The 17,685-nt window shown below is 63.2% G+C and carries 19 protein-coding genes, 1 tRNA gene and 1 other RNA gene; 14 read left to right on the top strand and 7 right to left on the bottom strand.

What is annotated here, in order from left to right; all coding sequences use genetic code 11:
- The first annotated feature begins 238 nt into the window (after positions 1-238).
- The gene (locus QRO95_RS09725; RefSeq protein WP_100437402.1) at positions 239-2,194 is read left to right on the top strand and encodes a peptidyl-prolyl cis-trans isomerase; all 1,956 of its coding nucleotides are present in this window, start codon (positions 239-241) and stop codon (positions 2,192-2,194) included.
- 190 nt (positions 2,195-2,384) lie between these two features.
- Here the strand turns inward: QRO95_RS09725 and QRO95_RS09720 are convergent, their stop codons facing one another.
- Both QRO95_RS09720 and gloB read right to left on the bottom strand, forming a co-directional pair.
- Positions 2,385-3,584 carry a lytic transglycosylase domain-containing protein gene (locus QRO95_RS09720; RefSeq protein WP_071228862.1) on the bottom strand — a complete coding sequence of 400 codons (1,200 nt, stop codon included), beginning with the start codon at positions 3,582-3,584 and terminating at the stop codon, positions 2,385-2,387.
- Positions 3,581-4,345 carry a hydroxyacylglutathione hydrolase gene (gene gloB, locus QRO95_RS09715; protein ID WP_285302428.1) on the bottom strand — a complete coding sequence of 255 codons (765 nt, stop codon included), beginning with the start codon at positions 4,343-4,345 and terminating at the stop codon, positions 3,581-3,583. The genes QRO95_RS09720 and gloB overlap by 4 nt, the downstream gene beginning before the upstream one ends.
- Before the next feature lie 11 nt (positions 4,346-4,356).
- Here gloB and QRO95_RS09710 point away from each other — a divergent pair, with 11 nt between their 5' ends.
- From QRO95_RS09710 to dnaQ, 3 genes are read left to right on the top strand one after another with little or no spacing between them, the layout of a single operon-like run.
- Positions 4,357-5,001, top strand: a complete 645-nt coding sequence (locus QRO95_RS09710) for a methyltransferase domain-containing protein (protein WP_049400387.1) — start codon at positions 4,357-4,359, stop codon at positions 4,999-5,001.
- Positions 5,002-5,014: 13 nt separating this feature from the next.
- The gene (gene rnhA, locus QRO95_RS09705; protein ID WP_032129326.1) at positions 5,015-5,467 is read left to right on the top strand and encodes a ribonuclease HI; all 453 of its coding nucleotides are present in this window, start codon (positions 5,015-5,017) and stop codon (positions 5,465-5,467) included.
- A gap of 4 nt (positions 5,468-5,471) precedes the next feature.
- Positions 5,472-6,203, top strand: coding sequence for a DNA polymerase III subunit epsilon (gene dnaQ, locus QRO95_RS09700; RefSeq protein WP_279913910.1), 732 nt, complete (start codon positions 5,472-5,474; stop codon positions 6,201-6,203).
- Between the two features lie 69 nt (positions 6,204-6,272).
- On the opposite strand, the gene QRO95_RS09695 is transcribed toward dnaQ, so the two are convergent.
- Positions 6,273-6,977, bottom strand: a complete 705-nt coding sequence (locus QRO95_RS09695) for a PP2C family serine/threonine-protein phosphatase (protein WP_032129328.1) — start codon at positions 6,975-6,977, stop codon at positions 6,273-6,275.
- Positions 6,978-7,141: 164 nt separating this feature from the next.
- On the opposite strand from QRO95_RS09695, the gene QRO95_RS09690 reads away from it, so the two are divergent.
- From QRO95_RS09690 to QRO95_RS09670, 5 genes are all read left to right on the top strand, one after another.
- Positions 7,142-7,232: transfer RNA gene (locus tag QRO95_RS09690), tRNA-Ser, on the top strand.
- Positions 7,233-7,312: 80 nt separating this feature from the next.
- Entirely contained in the window at positions 7,313-8,764 is a 1,452-nt protein-coding gene (locus tag QRO95_RS09685; RefSeq protein ID WP_005408278.1) for a site-specific integrase, read from the top strand.
- Between the two features lie 892 nt (positions 8,765-9,656).
- On the top strand, positions 9,657-9,854 hold the full coding sequence (locus tag QRO95_RS09680) for a hypothetical protein (protein WP_152904905.1): 198 nt from the start codon (positions 9,657-9,659) through the stop codon (positions 9,852-9,854).
- A 532-nt stretch (positions 9,855-10,386) separates the two neighbouring features.
- A complete protein-coding gene (locus QRO95_RS09675; protein ID WP_285302427.1) occupies positions 10,387-11,586 on the top strand; it encodes a hypothetical protein in 1,200 nt (399 codons plus the stop codon).
- Positions 11,587-11,613: 27 nt separating this feature from the next.
- Positions 11,614-12,108 carry a hypothetical protein gene (locus tag QRO95_RS09670; RefSeq protein WP_285302426.1) on the top strand — a complete coding sequence of 165 codons (495 nt, stop codon included), beginning with the start codon at positions 11,614-11,616 and terminating at the stop codon, positions 12,106-12,108.
- A gap of 71 nt (positions 12,109-12,179) precedes the next feature.
- Here the strand turns inward: QRO95_RS09670 and QRO95_RS09665 are convergent, their stop codons facing one another.
- Both QRO95_RS09665 and QRO95_RS09660 read right to left on the bottom strand, forming a co-directional pair.
- Positions 12,180-12,404 (bottom strand): hypothetical protein, encoded by a 225-nt coding sequence (locus tag QRO95_RS09665; RefSeq protein ID WP_285302425.1) that lies wholly within the window; start codon positions 12,402-12,404, stop codon positions 12,180-12,182.
- Between the two features lie 19 nt (positions 12,405-12,423).
- Complete coding sequence (locus QRO95_RS09660) at positions 12,424-12,846, bottom strand: hypothetical protein (RefSeq protein ID WP_101363584.1); 423 nt, start codon at positions 12,844-12,846, stop codon at positions 12,424-12,426.
- A 476-nt stretch (positions 12,847-13,322) separates the two neighbouring features.
- Between QRO95_RS09660 and QRO95_RS09655 the strand changes: the two genes are divergently transcribed.
- On the top strand, positions 13,323-13,727 hold the full coding sequence (locus tag QRO95_RS09655; protein WP_046982834.1) for a DUF6165 family protein: 405 nt from the start codon (positions 13,323-13,325) through the stop codon (positions 13,725-13,727).
- A gap of 18 nt (positions 13,728-13,745) precedes the next feature.
- Here the strand turns inward: QRO95_RS09655 and QRO95_RS09650 are convergent, their stop codons facing one another.
- Positions 13,746-14,792 carry a glycosyltransferase family 9 protein gene (locus QRO95_RS09650; protein WP_049421589.1) on the bottom strand — a complete coding sequence of 349 codons (1,047 nt, stop codon included), beginning with the start codon at positions 14,790-14,792 and terminating at the stop codon, positions 13,746-13,748.
- A 20-nt stretch (positions 14,793-14,812) separates the two neighbouring features.
- On the opposite strand from QRO95_RS09650, the gene QRO95_RS09645 reads away from it, so the two are divergent.
- From QRO95_RS09645 to QRO95_RS09635, 3 genes are read left to right on the top strand one after another with little or no spacing between them, the layout of a single operon-like run.
- Positions 14,813-15,562 (top strand): 3-deoxy-D-manno-octulosonic acid kinase, encoded by a 750-nt coding sequence (locus tag QRO95_RS09645; protein ID WP_049400634.1) that lies wholly within the window; start codon positions 14,813-14,815, stop codon positions 15,560-15,562.
- Positions 15,562-16,329: an MBL fold metallo-hydrolase gene (locus tag QRO95_RS09640; RefSeq protein ID WP_285302424.1), complete on the top strand. Its 768-nt coding sequence runs from the start codon at positions 15,562-15,564 to the stop codon at positions 16,327-16,329. The genes QRO95_RS09645 and QRO95_RS09640 overlap by 1 nt, the downstream gene beginning before the upstream one ends.
- Positions 16,326-16,715 (top strand): DUF4440 domain-containing protein, encoded by a 390-nt coding sequence (locus QRO95_RS09635; protein WP_180838460.1) that lies wholly within the window; start codon positions 16,326-16,328, stop codon positions 16,713-16,715. Before QRO95_RS09640 ends, QRO95_RS09635 begins: the two co-directional genes overlap by 4 nt.
- Before the next feature lie 78 nt (positions 16,716-16,793).
- Here the strand turns inward: QRO95_RS09635 and ffs are convergent.
- An RNA gene (gene ffs, locus QRO95_RS09630) (signal recognition particle sRNA small type) lies at positions 16,794-16,890 on the bottom strand.
- A gap of 300 nt (positions 16,891-17,190) precedes the next feature.
- Between ffs and sugE the strand changes: the two genes are divergently transcribed.
- Entirely contained in the window at positions 17,191-17,508 is a 318-nt protein-coding gene (gene sugE, locus QRO95_RS09625; RefSeq protein ID WP_010483859.1) for a quaternary ammonium compound efflux SMR transporter SugE, read from the top strand.
- Positions 17,509-17,685: the final 177 nt, after the last annotated feature.

The raw sequence follows: 17,685 nt of genomic DNA, 5'->3' as shown, positions 1-17,685 counted from the left end.
AGAATGCTGGCCTGTCACGCCGGAGGTCGCGGGTTCGAGTCCCGTCCGCTCCGCCAACTTTAAAAGCCCTCGGCGCAAGCCGGGGGCTTTTTCTTTGTGCCCTGCGGCAGGCCTGCCGAGGTGCTGACGGCACAGGTCCGCGGAGATCGGCGCAGGCCACGCCGGCGCTGCTTTTGGTCCCTGCGACGAAGCGGGTTACACTGCCGGGCTCGCCAATCAGGCCTTGTGATTCCTCACCATGCTGCAGAAACTCCGCGACAAGACCTCAGGCTGGATCGTCACCGTGATCCTGGGGCTGCTGATGATTCCGTTCCTGTTCGTGATCGACAACAGCTACCTGGGTGGCGTTGGCGCACAGAACGTGGCCAAGGTTTCCGCGCCTCCGACCTGGTGGCGTTCGGCACCGTCGTGGTGGCCGGTGCGCATGCTGTGGCAGCACCACGAGATCAGCGCGCAGGATTTCCGCACCCGCTTCGAGCAGGAGCGCATGCGTGAGCGCCAGCAGCAGGGCGAGAACTTCGACCCGCGCGCGTTCGAAAGCACTGAAAACAAGATGGCCGTGCTCGATCAGCTGATCGACGAGCAGGTCGTGCGCCTGGTGGGCGAGCAGGCCGGTGTTGTGATCGGCGATGGCGCGGTGCGCGAGTACATCGCCACCATCCCGGCCTTCCTCGATTCGAACGGCAAGTTCAACGAGAACAACTACCGCCTGGCTCTGGCCGGTGGCAATCCGCCGCGTACCCCCACGCAGTTCCAGGAGCTGGTGCGCGAGAGCCTGCAGCAGTCGGTGATCCCGTCGGGCCTGCAGAATTCGGGCTTCGTCACCCAGGCCGAGACCGAGCGCCTGCTGAAGCTGCTGGGTGAGACCCGCGACGTCGAACTGGCCGCGCTGCCGGAGGTTCCGGCCGATACCGCGCCGGTCACCGATGAGCAGATCAAGCAGTGGTACGACAGCCACGGCAAGGATTTCCGCCAGGCCGAAAGCGTGTCGCTGGAATACGTCGAGATCAATGGCGCCAACCTGCCGGCACCGACCGCGGCCGACGAAGCGACCCTGCGCAAGCGCTATGAGGACGAGAAGGCGAAGTTCACTTCGCCGGAACAGCGCCAGGCCGCGCACATCCTGATCACCGGTGACGGTGCCGAAGCCAAGGCGAACAAGATCGCCACCGAAGCCAAGGCGGCGGGTGCCGACTTCGCTGCACTGGCCAAGGCCAATTCGGAAGACCCGGGTTCGAAGGACCAGGGCGGTGATCTGGGCTGGGTCGAGCGTGGCGCGATGGTCAAGCCGTTCGAAGACGCCCTGTTCGCCGCCAAGGCGGGTGACGTGATCGGCCCGGTCAAGACCGACTTCGGCTACCACGTCATCAAGGTCGCCGCGGTGCGTGGCGGCGAAGGCAAGTCGTTCGAGGAAGTGCGTGACACGCTGGCCGCCGAGCAGCTGAAGGCCGACGGCGAGCGCGGCTTCAACGAGCTGGCCGGCCACCTGGTCGATGCGATCAACAAGAGCCCGAGTGATCTGGCTGCTGCGGCCAAGGAAGTGAACCTGCCGCTGCAGACCCTGGGCCCGATCACCCGCGCAACCGCCAGTGGCATCGCCACCGATCCGGCCGTGCTGCGTGCGGCCTTCTCCGAAGTGCTGGTGCAGGATGGTACTGCCAGCGACCCGATCGCCCTGGGTGGTGCCACCAACCACAGCGTGGTCATCCGCGTTGCCGCGCATACCCCGGAACAGGCAACGCCGCTGGACAAGGCGCGTGAACAGGTGATCGCCGCGATCCGCGCCGACCGCCAGCGCCAGGCCAGCGACAAGGCCGCCGACGCCGTGCTGGCCAAGCTGAAGGCCGGTGCCACCCTGCAGTCGCTGGCCGCCAGCGAGAAGCTGCAGCTGAGCCCGATGCCGGGCCTGCCGCGCAGCCAGCCGGTGCCGACCCCGGAAATCAACCGCGCGATCTTCAGTGCGCCGGTGCCGGCGGAAGGCAAGCCGAGCTACGGCAAGGTCGACGTCAACGGCCACGCGCTGCTGTTCGCCGTGAACAAGGTCAACCCGGGCGACATCAAGGAAGTGACCGCCGAGCAGCAGAAGCAGCTCAAGGATCAGCTGAGCCAGATCGACGGCATGGCCGCAGCCAAGGCCTACGTCGAGGCGATGCGCAGGAAGTTCGTGATCCAGACCACCGAAGAGAACCTGTAAGCCTCGCGGCGGGGCAGGATCGAAGAAGGCCCGGCAATGCCGGGCCTTTTTTTGTGCCTTCGCGTCGTCTGTGGCGCGCTTGAGCTTTGGTAGTGGTCGAGCTTGCTCGACCGCCTTTTGTAGAGTCGTGCAGATGCAGTCGAGCATCGCTCGACTCTACAAAGAGCAGATACAGCGGGGTTGGAGCGCGTCAGTCCTCGACGCGCAGCACTGCGCCGGGCTTCAGCACGCTGCTGCCACTCAGGCCGTTCAGCGACAGCAGGGCCTTTACCGGCATGCCGTAGCGGCGGGCGATGGTCCAGGCCGACTCGCCATCACGCACGGTGTGGCGGCGGCTGCGCGGGCGGTCGGCGATCGCGGCCACGGCCTTGGCCACCTGCGGCGTCGGCGTGGTCGTGGCAACCGGTGCGGTGCTGGCCACCAGCGTGGTCGCGGCTTCCGTCACCGTCGCATTGGCGGCCGAGACCGGGGCCAGGACCCGAGTGGTTCCCGAAGCGCGGTTGCCGGCGGCCAGGGCCGGGTTGAGGCGGGCGATCCTGGCGGGGTCCAGGGCGCGCTGTGCGGCCCACTGCTGGACGCTGGTGCCGGCCGGCAGGGTGTGGTCCTTCAACACCGGCACGGTGCGGTCCAGCGAGGCCATTACGCGAGGCTGGTCCTCCACGTCTTCCAGCACGCAGGCCAGGGCATGCAGCTTCTCGACATAGGCATGGGTAACCGGCGACAGCCCCGGCAGGGCTGCCGGCTTGGCATTCTGCGCGTTCATGCCGGCCTTGCGCATGGACTGCAGCACCCGGTACTCGCCGGCGTTGTAGGCCATGGTGGCCAGTCGCCAGTCGCCGCCGAACATGCCGTGCAGGGTTTTCAGGTAGCGCACCGCGGCCTGGGTGGAATCAACCGCCGACAGGCGACCGTCGTAGCCGTTGGCCATGGGCACGCGGTGGTTGCGCGCCGTGGTGGCGATGAACTGCCACAGGCCGGTCGGGCCGCTGCCGTTGCGGGCATTGGGCCGATAGCCGCTTTCCACGAATGGGATCAGCGCGAATTCGGTGGGCAGGTTCGCCTTGCGCAGCTCTTCGACCACATAGCCGAACAGCACCAGCGCATCGTCATCCTGGTTGGCCAGGCGCGAGGGGGCGTGGGCGAACTGCTTCTGCCAGCGCGGGCTGGTAGCCTCGGCATCGCAGCTGGGCTCGGCCAGGCCGTCGCGGAAGCTGGTGAAGATCTCCTGGCCATTGCGCACCGAGGGCGCAGGCAGCGCGGACGGATCCAGCGGCAGCGCCGCAGCGGCGGTCAGGTTCTGGCTGATGCCGGCGCCCAGCGACTGTGCGCCCGCGGTTCCGGCCAGCCCCAGGGCAAGGCCCAGGGCCAGCGGCAGACTTCGGCGCATCATGCGCGGAAGCCGTCTTTCCAGTGCCGGAGACCGGCCATCACGTCGACGTCGTCCACGACGTCACGGCCCAGGTGTGCCGACACCGACGCACGGATCGGTGCAGCGTGCACACGCAGGAAGGGATTGCAGTCGAATTCGTTGGCCAGGGTTACCGGCAGGGTGGAACGGTCATCGCGGCGCATGGCCAAAGCCTCCTCTTGGCGCTGCCACAAGGCAGCGTTGGCGGGGTCGACATGCCGCGCGAAGACGGCATTTGACACGGTGTACTCATGAGCGCAACAAAGCATCAGTTGCGCGGGCAGGGCACCCAGCTTGCGCATCGACGCCAGCAGCTGGGACGGCGTACCTTCGAACAGGCGTCCACAGCCCAGGCTGAACAACGAATCTCCGCTGAAAAGATGTTCAGCAGTGTGAAACGCGATGTGGCTGCGGGTATGCCCGGGCACGGATAGTACGTGGAACGTCCGGCCCAGTGCCTGAACGCGTTCACCTTCGCCGACCCGCTCGGTGGCCGTGGGAATGCGTTCCTCGACCGGCGCGATGACCCGTACGCCGGGGAAACGCGCCTGCAATGCCGGCACGCCACCGATGTGGTCGTCGTGGTGATGGGTGAGCAGGATCGTGTCCACGCGCAGGCCCTGATCGGCCAGCGCGAGCACTGGCGCGGCATCGCCGGGGTCGACGACCACGGCAGCGCCCTCGTTGTCGATCAGCGTCCAGATGTAGTTATCCGCAAATGCGGGCAGGGCAGTCAGTCGCATAGAATTGGACCATGCCCGCGCTGCAGAGCACCCGTCAAGCGAGCCAGACCCCGTGGTTCGACAGTGAACCGGCGGAGGCCTTGCGCGTGCTGGAGCGGCAATTGCTGCTGCCGCAGCTGTCGGTGCTGCCGGCGCAGCCCTGGCTGTGGATCGCACCAAGTGCGGCCTGGCTGGACGATGCACAGCTGGGCGGACGCGGTCTGCGCCTGTTCCGGCAGGGGCAGGGCTATGCCGGCGACACCCGCTGTGCACTGCCGCTGCCGCTGGCCAATGAGAGTGTCAATGCGATCGTGCTGCAGCATGTCACTGCGGCCGACGCTGATCGGCTGCTCGACGAGTGCGAGCGCGTACTGATGCCGGGCGGCCATCTGTGGCTGAGCAGCCTCAATCCGTTCAGTCCGTATCGCACGCGATGGCGCCAGCATGGACTGGTGGTGCGCACGCCACAGCGGATCCGCCTGCTGCTCGGCCGTCATGGGCTGGAATGCGACGATATGCGTTACCTGGGTCCGCTCTGGCGCGGTGCGGGCAGCCGTCGTCCCGGAGGTTGGGCACCGCTGCGCGCGGCCTGCCTGTTCCATGCGGAAAAACGCACGCTGGCCCTGCCTGGGCCGAAACCGCTGCCGGTGCGCTGGCACGGCACCGTAGCTACCTGATTCTGGAGTTGTATTGAAAACCATCGAAATCCACACCGACGGTTCCTGCCTTGGCAATCCCGGCCCCGGCGGCTGGGCTGCGCTGCTGCGCTACAAGGGCCACGAGCGCGAACTGAGCGGTGGCGAGGCGCACACCACCAACAACCGGATGGAGCTGATGGCGGCCATTTCCGGGCTGGAGTCGCTGACCGAGCCGTGCAACATCGTGCTCTATACCGATTCGCAGTATGTGCGGCAGGGTCTGACCCAGTGGATGCCGGGCTGGATCCGCAAGAACTGGAAGACGGCTGGCGGCGATCCGGTAAAGAACCGCGAGCTGTGGGAGCGCCTGCAGGCGGCCACGCTGCGGCATCAGATCGATTGGCGCTGGGTGAAGGGTCACTCCGGCGACCCGGACAATGAGCGGGTGGATACGCTGGCCCGCAACGCGGCGATCCAGATCCGCGACGCCAGCCCGGTAAACTGAGCCCATGCGTCAGATCATCCTCGATACCGAAACCACCGGCCTGGAGTGGAAGAAGGGCAACCGCATCGTCGAAATCGGCTGCGTGGAGCTGTTCAAGCGCCGCCCGACCGGCAACAACTATCACCAGTACATCAAGCCGGACTGCGAGTTCGAACAGGGTGCGCAGGAAGTCACCGGCCTGACCCTGGAGTTCCTCGATGACAAGCCGGACTTCGCGCAGATTGCCGACGAGTTCCTGGCCTTCATCGATGGCGCCGAGCTGATCATCCACAACGCGGCGTTCGACCTCGGCTTCCTCGACAACGAGTTGTCGCTGCTGGGGCCGCAGTACGGGAAGATCACCGACCGCTGCGCCGTGATCGATACCCTGGTGATGGCGCGTGAGCGCTTCCCGGGCCAGCGCAACTCGCTGGATGCGCTGTGCAAGCGGCTGGGCGTGGACAACTCGCACCGTGCGCTGCACGGCGGCCTGCTCGATGCGCAGATCCTGGGCGACGTCTATATCGCGCTGACCTCGGGCCAGGAAGAAATCGGCTTCGGTCTGGGCGATGACGATGGCGGTGGTGCCGGTGCGGCGCTGCAGGCCTTCGACACCAGCAAGCTGCTGCCGCGCCCGCGCGTGGTGGCCACGCCGTCGGAGCTGGAAGCGCATGCGGCGCGACTGGAGCGGCTGCGCAAGAAGGCTGGCCACGCGCTGTGGGATGGCCCGAAGGTGGAAGAGCCCGCCAGCGCGTAATGCCTGGAGTGGGGTAGTGCCGGCCGCTGGCCGGCAGCGCCGCATCCACGCATGGCGTGGATCTACCGGTTAGTGGCAGCGCACCAGGATCACGCTGATGTTGTCGCGGCCGCCGCCGTCGAGCGCGGCGGCAACCAGCGTGTCCACGCATTCCTGTGCGCTGGCATCCTCGAAGGCGAGGGTGCGGGCAATGCTGCGGTCGTCCACTTCTTCGGTCAGGCCGTCACTGCACAGCAGCAGCTGCATGCCCGGACGCAGTTCGCCGCTGGTGGTGGCCACGTTCAGATGCGCCGGATCGGTCACGCCCAGCGCCTGGGTGACCACGTTGCGGTGCGGATGCGCACGCGCCTGTTCGGCGGTCAGGTTGCCCTGCGCGACCAGCTCCTGCACCACGCTGTGGTCCTGGCTGAGCTGGGCCAGCTGTCCGTCGCGCCACAGGTAGGCACGGCTGTCGCCGACCCACGCCACTTCATAGCGGTTGCCCTGTACCCGTGCGGCGACCACGGTAGTGCCCATCGGCAACGTGTCGTTGCGCCGGCGCGAGGCGCGGATGATCTCTTCGTCGGCGGTGCGGATGGCCTGCGCCAGCGGTGCGCCGCGGCGGATCTCGCGCACGATGGTCTCGCGCGCCAGCGCGCTGGCCACTTCACCGCAGGCGTGCCCGCCCATGCCATCGGCCACCAGCCACAGGGCCAGCTCACTGTCACCGTAGTAGGTGTCCTCGTTGAGCTCGCGGCGCATGCCGGGGTGGGTGAGGTGTCCGAATTCGATCATGGGCGCTGGGGCGGGGTGTTGCTGGGGAGACAGGCATCATCGGGTGGCTGCGCGCATCCGGCAAGGCGTGCGCTCAGGAAATTTTCACTTCGTTGGCCGGAATGACTTGTCGTCGGCCTCACTTCCTCGTATGATGCGCGTCCCCGGTCCTCCGGGGACCACCCGGAGAGGTGGCAGAGTGGTTGAATGTACCTGACTCGAAATCAGGCAGGCGTTTATAGCGCCTCGGGGGTTCGAATCCCCCCCTCTCCGCCAGATTAGATGAAGCGCCCGCCAGTCAATGACTTGCGGGCGTTTTCATTTTTAGGCTCTTGGGCACTCGCTTGGACACTCTCATGCGATTGCCGAACTACCTTGTTCTATCCCCCACTGGGGTCTATCACTTCCGCTGGAAGGTTCCTAAGCGCTTCCAAGGCCCATTGGGCCTCAAGGTGGTCAAGCGCTCGCTCGGTACGCGTGATGCCCGTGTGGCGCATCTGCAAGCCCTTGTGCTCGCCTCCCGCTATGCTGTGGCCCTTCAAGGAGGGGATATGGCAAAGAGCGTGGATGAACTGCTCCGCAGCGCGCAGAAGGGGCAGGTTGACTTTGAAGTAGTAGCCGGTCCTCACGGTTACACAGTCAAAACGGACGGTTCGGCGCAGGACAACGCTGCCGCTTTGGAAACCGTCCGGTTGCTGAACGCGCAAGGGGTGGCCTCTGTTGGTGGTGCGCCGCTGTCCGCGTCCACTCGCATCGCCTTGGAGATGGCAGTCGAAAAATGGTCCAAGACCTTGACCAGCGGGGCCCGTAAGACTCCAGGCCAGAAATTGGAGGCCGTGAAAGCTTTTGTAGCGTGGAAGAACTCCACGCGTAAGCGCTCACCGGCGCGGGTGGCAATGGGCGATCTGTCCAAGACTGATTGCGCGGAATGGGTCATCAGTCTGAAACAAACTCCCGCAGCGCGGACCGGCAAGCCGCTGACGGATAGTTATATTGAAACAAAGACGCGTTGGCTGTCGCTGTTCTTTGACTGGGCCATGGCGGCAGGCTACTACCCCAAGGGTGACAACATTGCCCGAGGCCATATCAAGGTCAGCAAGAAAGCAAAGCGACTCCAGTCCAAAAAGACCGGTTGGCAGCCTTTTGAAGTCGCCCAACTCAAAATGATTTTCGCTTTCCCAGCACTGAAGGCTATGCGCCGACAGTCATCTCGCTGGGTCGCCATGATCGCGCTTTACACGGGCGCACGTTCCAATGAAATCGCGCAATTGGAATTGGCCGATTTCAAGATTGTGGATGGGGTCAAGTGCATCCATATTACGACCGAAGGCGCGGATAAGAGTCTCAAAACGGAGGCCAGTGAAAGGACGATCCCAATCCACCCGGACTTGCTCGCGCTGGGGCTGTGGAAGTTGGTCGAAAGGTTGCAAGATGATGGTGAGAGCAAGTTGTTTCCCAATCTGACTTTCGACGCCAAGAACGGCCCGGCCAATGGTCCTCAAAAGGCGTTCAGTCATCTGCTGAGCGATACGCTGAAAATCGCCGCTCGTGGCGATGGGCGTATTGGACTGCACAGTTTCCGCAAGACGGTCATTCAGCGGATGCAAGATGGCTTGGTGGGCAAGGAGTTTCGTGTCGCCTACGTCGGACACGAAGGAGGTCGTGACCTTGATGACGATCATTCGGCGGTCTATGGTAAGAAGGTGTCTCCGACCGTCTTGGCTGCGCAGTGTTTTCCAGCACTGGACTGGGCAAATTTGGGTGTGGTGAAAGTGGCGGCGCTGACGCCTCTGTTTGCTCCTGCCTAAAGCGCGGATGCGTGCGGGGCTCTGTCCCCGCCTGTTTTTATAATTCCATACCAGCCCGACAATCCCATTTGAGGGCGCGCGCACCGGCTTCATTTCATTACGCCCCTCCGGGCTTGTATTTTATTTATTGGCTTTCCATGGCACAGTAAAGCTTTACCACTAGAAAAACCTAGCTTTTCTAAAGTATTAGGTCGTTAGACTTAGGGGTGGATTTATCCACAATGTTGCTTTTAGCTTTGGCTTGAGGGTGTTCACAGATGTTATTCGTTTTCCCACAGGGAAAACTCCCCCAAGGGCAACGAACTTGTCTGTGAACACTCGGAATGTGATTTCAAACCCACCCTGCCGTAGCCCACAAGCAACACGCGGTTTATCGGTGTTGCCAGCCCTGTGCGCGGAATAAACTCCGCCTTGAACCTGGTCAGGGCCAGTGCGTCGGGGGGAAATCGTCCAGCCCTTCGTACCTAGTTATGCAGTGCGCCGTGTTCAATAATCCCCGCCTTGCGCGACAGTCCCGAATATTTGCGGCGTGGTTACTTGCCCCGTTTCTTCAATATCCGATGGCCTATCGGTTGAGCAGAGAAGTGGGCGAGAAAGGGGCTTGATTTTTTTGCGTTCGTTGCTACCTTGAAGGGGTAGGAGCAACTGCTTGGGTAGCGCAAAGTCTCTTTTTGCCTTACTCGCCACATGGTCTGTCAACCGTGTGGCCATGTATTCAACATAATAAACCTCGCTTGATTGTCAAGCGGGGTTTATTGTTTAATTGTCAATCAATCGCTATTGACATATTTCGCAGTGATGCTAGTTTGACCTTGTCGGCTCAATTTGCCCCACACGTGGGGCTTGAAATAGAAGAGTCAATGGCCGATAAAGTATTAAACTCAATTTCTTGATGATTGATGCGTATGAAGAAGGGGCCGGAAACGGCCCCTTTTTCAATGGGCGATTTCCCGTGTTTGAAGGGCGCACGATGAAACCGTTGCGGCGCTTGGCTATCAGCCATTTTTTCGTCTCAGATCGTCACACGCACGTGTACACGCCGAAATCCTTGCGGGGCAATGGTCTTGGGGTGATTTTTCAGAAAAACTGACACACGGCGTTACAACACCCTAGGTGCGACATGTGCATACGTTCAGGACAGTCACTAACACACACCCAACATCTATCGGCCCCTGCGGCTTTTTTATCTGACCCCGCGCGCCGACACGCTTCCGGTCGCAACGCCCACACGCCCCATCGCTGCGCTTTCCTTTGCACACGGCACCAAGCGTCCGCACCTCTGGCGACGCTCGTGATTAGTCAGCGCTAGCGAGCCGTTTGATGCTTCACCAGCGCGCAGGAGTTTGGTGGCCTGCACCCATTGCGCGCTTTCGTTTTTCTGTTTCAATTAAAATATGAAACAGAAATCACCCTCAGCCCTACATGCTTCAAACCATTTTCGGACGGTTATACCGTCCGAGAATGGGGGGAGTGTGGACGGGGTGGAGCGAGAGCGTAACCCCATAAGGCCACACGGGGGCACAGCCCCCTCGCTCGTTTCAGAATATGAAACGGGCGAACGTGCGCACGATGTTCGACCACTACCCCTGTGTAGTGGTTGGACGAGTAAGCACAAAGAAAAATTGGAACGCGATGAACAGTGGCACCGCAGGCAGGCCATTGCCACAGGTAAGCCGTGGACATTGGAAGCCGACAAGTACACGCGGAAGGTGCTGGCCGAGTGTCCGGAGCGCGCGCTAACGCTGGAAACGTCAACGGAGTACCGCCGCGTGTACACGAGATTGGTACGCGAGGGAGTTACGGCATGGGAGAAGGCGAACAGTGCGCAGCATTGGAACAAGTTGCGCACGGCGTGCCGCTGGGCAATGGCCGAGGATGTGCGGGCATGGCGCGCACTGTCCGAACAGGCGCGCAAATCCGGCGACCTGGCTCATGCCCAACAATGCACCGCAGAAGCATGGAAATTGGCGGTTGCACTTGATGCCCAATTCTTGGCGGCCGGTCGAGAAGCCTGGGCGGCGAAGGCCCTCAAAATAGAAACGGAGGGCCGCAAGCCGGTGGACAAGTCCAAGCGCCTCAGCGGTGCGCCGAAGGCCGACACCGCTGCTTGTGCGCTGCTGGACAGCAGGCACCGTGGAACGAGGCTCCTAGAGCGGCACAGCGAGCGTCTGGCGCTGTTGGCGCTGACTGGATGCCGCCCGGCAGAGTTGATGGCCGGGGTTAGTGTGAAATTGTTGAGGGACAAGCATGGAGAGCCCAGCGGCATCGGCGTAGAAATAATTGGAGCGAAGGTAGACGCACTACGGGGCCATGAAAAGCGCCGCTTGGCCTTCCCCCTGTCGGGCGGCGGCAAGGCTGTCCAAGGGCTTGCGCTGTTGTGCGCCGAGCGTGGCGGGCACTACACGCTTGCCACGACGCCCGCCGACTACAGGAGCCTAAACCGTGCGTTGCAGGTGCAAGGCATGAGTTGCTACACCTTCCGCCATGCTGTCGGGAGCGATCTGAAAGGAGACATTTCGGACGGAAAGACGACGCCGGAGACGGCTGCGAAAATTATGGGTCACCGTTCTACAGCATCCCTCATGTCCTACGGTACAAAACGGCGCGGCCGGGGTGGTCAGCGGCCGCGCGCGAGTGTGTCCGGCCCCGTAAAGGACGTGGCGGTAACGAAGGCCGCACGAACAAAGATCAGAGCGCATGCGAAGGCAACGAAAGCAAAAGCAAAAGCAATTTTGGTGGGGGCTTCGCCCGCCCAGGTGCGCGCGCAGACGCGTGCGCCGCAAACGCCGCTTGCCGCCGGTCTTCGGCCACGCTACAACTAGAGGCTCAACGACCAACAGGGGGCAAATATGGAAGTCGATGCACCGTGGACTTGCGATCAGTGTGGCAATCCGATCCTCAGCGTTGACGATGGCTGGGTAGAGTGGCTCAACGGACGAAACGGACCCGATGACATTCAGCGGAGTGCCCACCATCTCCGCCTTGTGCACCACCGACACGCATCGCCAAATGCGGACCGAAAAAGCGCGTGCTACCACGACGAGGACCAGTGGTTTGCCGCCAAGAGGTACACGGTTGCCGACCTGCCGCTTTCCAGTTTTGTGGGTCCCGATGGCCTGATTACGCTCCTGTCGTTCCTATCGGATAAGCGTTTCTCGGAAGAGAGCGAGGTTCTGGAACTGATCAAGCGCCTGCATGTGCCAAACTATGAGGCCGCACGCCATCATTTTGATGCCGCGATTGCTAACGGAGTGTTTGAACCGCGCTCTGCGCCTTCCTACTACGACCAGAGAGAGATGCGCGCGGTCTTAGATTGGGTAAAGGAACAGGAAGAGCAAGCCTAAGGCGAACCGTTTGACGGCTGGCTAGTACGCCAGCCGTCGGCCTAACAGGGGCGGACTCAAACTAAATTTGATCACCCCTTGGGCTCAAATTCATCTGTACCAGGGACGCGCCCAAAAGAACGCCCCGGATTATTCTTCGCCCAGTCACTGGCCTCCCGAAACGTCTTGAACGTTTTTTTTCTGGGCGTTGAACTGCTGCGCGTGGATCGCTGCTCACGGAAGTGATCTCGATTGAATCCACCGATAATAGAGTCGAGATTGGCCCCTGCCCCGAAGGTACGCTCAAAGTCGCCCATTACGCTCTCCGAATTCGTTTTAGTTGGACCTGCAACTAACGTAAATCCCATTCACAAGGCAGCGCGTTTGATATCCGCCGGGTGGAGTTATGGGGGTCACTTGAGGCGCAGTGTACTGCTGACTCTGCTGTAGCAACTGTTGAGTGCTGTTCTGAAGGGCTTGATTGGAACGTTGGAGTTCTTGGCTATACAACTGTGCTTGAGCCTGCTGGTACTGCATTTGCATGTGGTACATCTGCAATTGTTCAGCGGTCAAGGCGTCGCGGTAGCCTGTGTCATTGCCCTTCTTGTCGATGCACATGACTCGGGTGGGCGAGAGGGCCCGAACCTGCTTGCAGGTCGCGTCCCCAGCCATGTAATAGTTGCCGTTGAAGAAATTCGGCGCGGCACTTGTCGCACATCCTGCCAGAAGAACGCAGGCGAGCCCTGTAATTTTCTTCATTGATCCCCCTGTGGGCGCGCCTACCTTGGCGCGATGCAATTGTACAGGCCGAATGCGCGGATCTTGCGTTGTGGCGTCGGAACGGCGGTGATATCGTGGGCACTTCCTTGGACACCTTGCGTGGGTGCCTCGGGCGCTAAGTCTTGCGCTGCAAGGGTTTTGGGAGTGATGTGGCTTAGACTCCCCCCCTCTCCGCCAGATTAAAGAAAAAGGGCTGCCGAAAGGCAGCCCTTTTTCTTTAATCTGGCGCGGGACGCGCCGCGCTCTGCGCGTTGCCCCACACGTTGCTGCGCAACCTGTGGGCCCCTCCCTTTGCCTGCCTCTCCCCGCCCCTGTCGGGGCAGATGCATCAGTAGATCCACGCCATGCGTGGATGCTGTTCCTGCTGGCAGGCTCATCCACGCATGGCGTGGATCTACCCATTCCATCGCGAGCTGCGGGTTAAACTGCCTGCATCACCTGTTGGAGCTTTCCCCATGACCGCTGAAATCCTCGTTCCCGTTTCTTTCGGCGAGCTGCTGGACAAGATCTCGATCCTGCAGATCAAGTCCGAGCGCATCAGTGACGAGGGCAAGCTGGCCAATGTGCGCAAAGAACTGTCGGCGTTGGAGCAGACCTGGATGGCACACCCGGCGGCGGTGAAGGACATCGCCAAGCTGCGTGCCGAGCTGAAGGCGGTCAACGAGCAGCTGTGGGACATCGAGGACGACATCCGCCTGAAAGAGAAGGCGCAGGCGTTCGACCAGGGTTTCATCGACCTGGCGCGCAGCGTCTATCTGCGCAATGACGAACGCGCGCGCATCAAGAAGGCGATCAACCTGGCGCTGGGTTCGGCGTACGTGGAAGAGAAGTCTTACCAGGATTACGCGCAGCGCGCGTAATCCGGGGCAGCCTGCCGCTCACCCCAGGTGGTCGGCGACGTAGCGTTCGAACGCAGCGATACCGTCTTCCACGGTGATCAGTTCCATCACATCGTCGAACTCGATCTTGGTGCCCCACTTCAGATCGGTGGCCTGCTTGGCCAGGTACTTGCGCGCGGCATCGTCGTAGCGGTCCACGCAGTAGCGGCGGTCGGAATAGGGACCGCTGCGGTTCGGGTTGCTGGCCGCGTGCAGGCCCAGTACCTTGGCGCCCATCGCGTTGGCGATGTGCATCGGGCCCGAGTCCGGGGTCATCACCAGATTGGCGCGGGCCAGCAGCGCCGGCAGCTGCTTCAAGGTGTCCTTGCCGACCAGGTCAAGCGCCGGTGTGTGCAGCTGCGCCTGGATGGCATCGGCCATGCTGCGCTCCAGTTCGCTGCGGCCTCCGCACAGCACCACCTGCCAACCGCGCTGTGCGGCGTGGTTGGCCACGGCGGCGTAGCGGTCTGCATACCAGTTGCGGCGCACGTGGCTGGAACAGGGCGAGATCATCAACACCGGGCGGCCATCGTCCTGCCATTGCGCGGCGGCCCACTCATATGCGGACTGCGGCACCGCCAGGTCCCAGCTGACCTCGGTCTGGCGCAGGCCAAGGGGTTCACAGAAACTGCCGATGGCATCCAGCACATGGATGCCGGGGCGGTCGGGGATGCGTTCGTTGATGAAGAGACCATGCAGGTCCTTCGAGCGGCTGCGGTCATAGCCGATGCGACGCTCTGCGGGAATGAAGGCCGACAGCAGGTTGGCGCGGAACGCCACCTGCATCTGCAACAGCGCTTCGAAGCGCCCCGGCGGCAGCTGCCTGCGCAGTTCCTTGACCCCGGCCATGCCGCTCTTCTTGTCGTAGGCATGGAAGGTGACACCGGGCAGGCCGTCGAGCAGCTTGTGGCCGGCCTTGTCGATGATCCAGTGGATCGGCGTATCCGGGCGCGCAGCCTGCAGGGTGCGCACCAGGGGCACCACGTGGGTGACATCGCCAAGTGCGGACAGGCGCAGGAGGCACAAGGAGGAGGACGCTGATGCCATGTGTTGTTAGACTCAATGAAATGGTCGCATTCGACGCCAATGAAGCGCTGACGCCATGCCGCGAGGGTCGCGGCATCGGGGCCATTCTGTTCGACCGCGAGCGGCTGCGGCAAGCCGAGATCGGCCTGTTCTCGCCCCAGCACTGGGGCAGCAGGGCTCGGCCGGTGGGCGAGGGCGGTCGTGGCAGCGCCTGGTTCGTCGATGCGCCGTTCGGCGCCAGCGTGCTGCGCCACTACCTGCGCGGTGGCCTGGCGGCGAAGATCAGCCATGACCAGTACCTCTGGCGCGGCGCGGACCGGACGCGCAGCTTCGCCGAATTCCGGCTGATGCGCGCGCTGCGCGAGAAAAAGCTGCCGGTGCCCCGGCCACTGGCGGCGTTCTACATGCGCGAGGGCCTGCGCTACCGGGCTGCGATTCTGATGGAGCGGATCGAGGGTGTCCGTTCGCTGGCCGACCGTGCGCTGGTCGCGGGCCGGGGCGCACCGTGGGAGGAGACCGGGCGGCTGATCGCCCGCTTCCATCGTGCCGGCCTGGACCATGCCGACCTCAATGCGCACAACATCCTGTTCGACGGCAACGGCCACGGCTGGTTGATCGACTTCGACCGCGGGGTGATCCGCATCCCGGCGACCGCCTGGCGCGAACGCAATCTCAAGCGCCTGCTGCGCTCGCTGATCAAGCTGCGCGGCGAGCGCAGCATGGAAGACGTGCAGAAGGATTACGCGCGGCTGCGCCGCGCCTATGACATGGCCTGGAACCGGGGCACCTGATGGACTGGTCGTTGCGTTTCCTCGGCGTCGGCAATGCGTCGGCGGTCGAGCTGGGGTCGCCGATGTCGGTGATCGAAAGGGACGGTCGGCCGTGGCTGACCATCGACTGTGGCGGCGAAGGCCTGACCGCGTTCAAGGCGCACTACGGGCACATGCCGCAGGCGCTGTTCGTCACCCATGTGCACCTGGACCACGTAGCGGGCTTCGAGCGGCTGTTCGTCGATACCTTCTTCAACGCGCACCGGTGCGGCAAGGTGCGCCTGTACGTGCCCGCCACGGTGGTGCCGCTGCTGCACAAGCGCATCGGTGATTATCCGAATGTGCTGGCCGAGGGCGGTGCCAACTTCTGGGATGCGTTCCAGCTGGTCGTGGTGGGCGAGGCGTTCTGGCACGAGGGCGTGCGCCTGGAAGTGTTCCCGGTGCGCCACCACTGGCCGGAGACGGCCTATGGCCTGCGCCTGCAGGGCGCGCTGACCTGGAGCGGCGATACCCGGCCGATTCCGGAGATGCTGGCCCGCTTCGCCAACGACAATGAACTGATCGCGCACGACTGCGGCCTGCACGGCAACCCGTCGCATACTGGCGTGGACGACCTGGAGCGCGAGTACAGCGCCGAACTGCAGGCGCGGATGATGCTCTACCACTATGCGAGCGCGGCCGACGGCCAGGCGCTGGCCGCGCGGGGGCACCGTGTGGCGCAGCCGGGGCAGTGCGTGCCGCTGGCCAACCCCACTGCAGCGCACGTGCTGGTGCAGGATCCGCCGTGAGCGGTGCTGGCCAGCCCGCCGACGCGGCGCTGGCTGCCGAGCTGGAGGCGCTGGAACGCGCGCTGCATGCGCCGCAGGTGCGGGCCGATCGCGAGCAACTGGCGGCACTTCTGGACGAGGATTTCAGCGAGATCGGCAGTTCCGGGCGATGCTACGGCCGTGATGCGGCGTTGCAGGAGATCCCGCTGGAGCGCGCTCAGGTGCTGATCGAATCGGAACAGTACGCGGTGTGGCTGTTGGCCGAGGATCTGGCCCAGGTGCGCTACCGCAGCCGCTATCACGTTGATGGCCAGGCCCAGGGCTGGGTGTTGCGCAGTTCGCTGTGGCGACGGCATGCGCAGGAATGGAGGGTGGTGTTTCACCAGGGCACGCCTGAGGCGCGGTAGCGCCGGGCCATGCCCGGCGAAAAGCGCCAACCAAGATTGGCAGCTACCAGAAGTGGGGCCACGCCCGAAAAGGCGATGGCCCCGCCGGCTGACCTCGGCGCCCGCGTCGATCGATACCGTTGCTGCCTTCCGGCCCTGGCGGGATTTTCGACCTAGCGTCGCGAGGGGCCGACGGGGCCACCATAGAGACGTTGGCCGCCCAGTGGGCGGCCGGTTCACGGATCAGGGGAAGCAGCGCGCGATGCGCCGGAGACCACAGCCGGACTGCACATCGGCTGGCCGATGGCAGACGGCAACTATAGCGCAGGCAGGTACATCGACGCCAGCTTCGTGCACTGAATCGGCTGTAACCCGCGTCTGCCGGCAACGCCCCGCGCCGACCGGCGTTGCTAGAATACCGGCCAGGAGGAACGACCTCCCCCGCATCGGGAATCAATGACCAGGACGGCCTGGCCCTACCAAGAGGAGGGCTGTCATGGCCTGGATCTATCTGTTGTTCGCCGGCCTGCTGGAAATCGTCTGGGCCGTGTCCATGAAGCAGTCCGAAGGCTTCACCAAGCTCACCCCTACCGTGGTCACCATCATCGGCATGATCGCCAGCTTCTGGCTGCTGGCGGTGGCCATGCGCAGCCTGCCGCTGGGCACCGCCTACACGATCTGGACCGGCATCGGCGCGGTCGGTGCGTTCGTGGTCGGCATCGTCTTCCTCGGTGAGCAGGTCAGCCCGATGCGGATCGGTGCGGCGGTGCTGATCGTTTCCGGCCTGGTGCTGATGAAACTCTCGAGCAGCTGAATGCATTTAGTTGGGCGGAGAAAGGAATCTCCGCCTGCTGCAGGTATATGCATTTTCGGCAAAACCATTTTGTCCGCCCGTTTTATTTGACGTGCGTCATGAAAATAACGAGCGTGATTCACATGCCGCTGGCGCCATCGGCCGCACAGTGCCGCCATTCGTCATGCGAAATCGGGG

Source organism: Stenotrophomonas maltophilia group sp. Smal13, from assembly GCF_030236855.1.
Classification (GTDB): domain Bacteria; phylum Pseudomonadota; class Gammaproteobacteria; order Xanthomonadales; family Xanthomonadaceae; genus Stenotrophomonas; species Stenotrophomonas maltophilia_A.
This window is presented reverse-complemented; position numbering and strand designations above follow the sequence as displayed.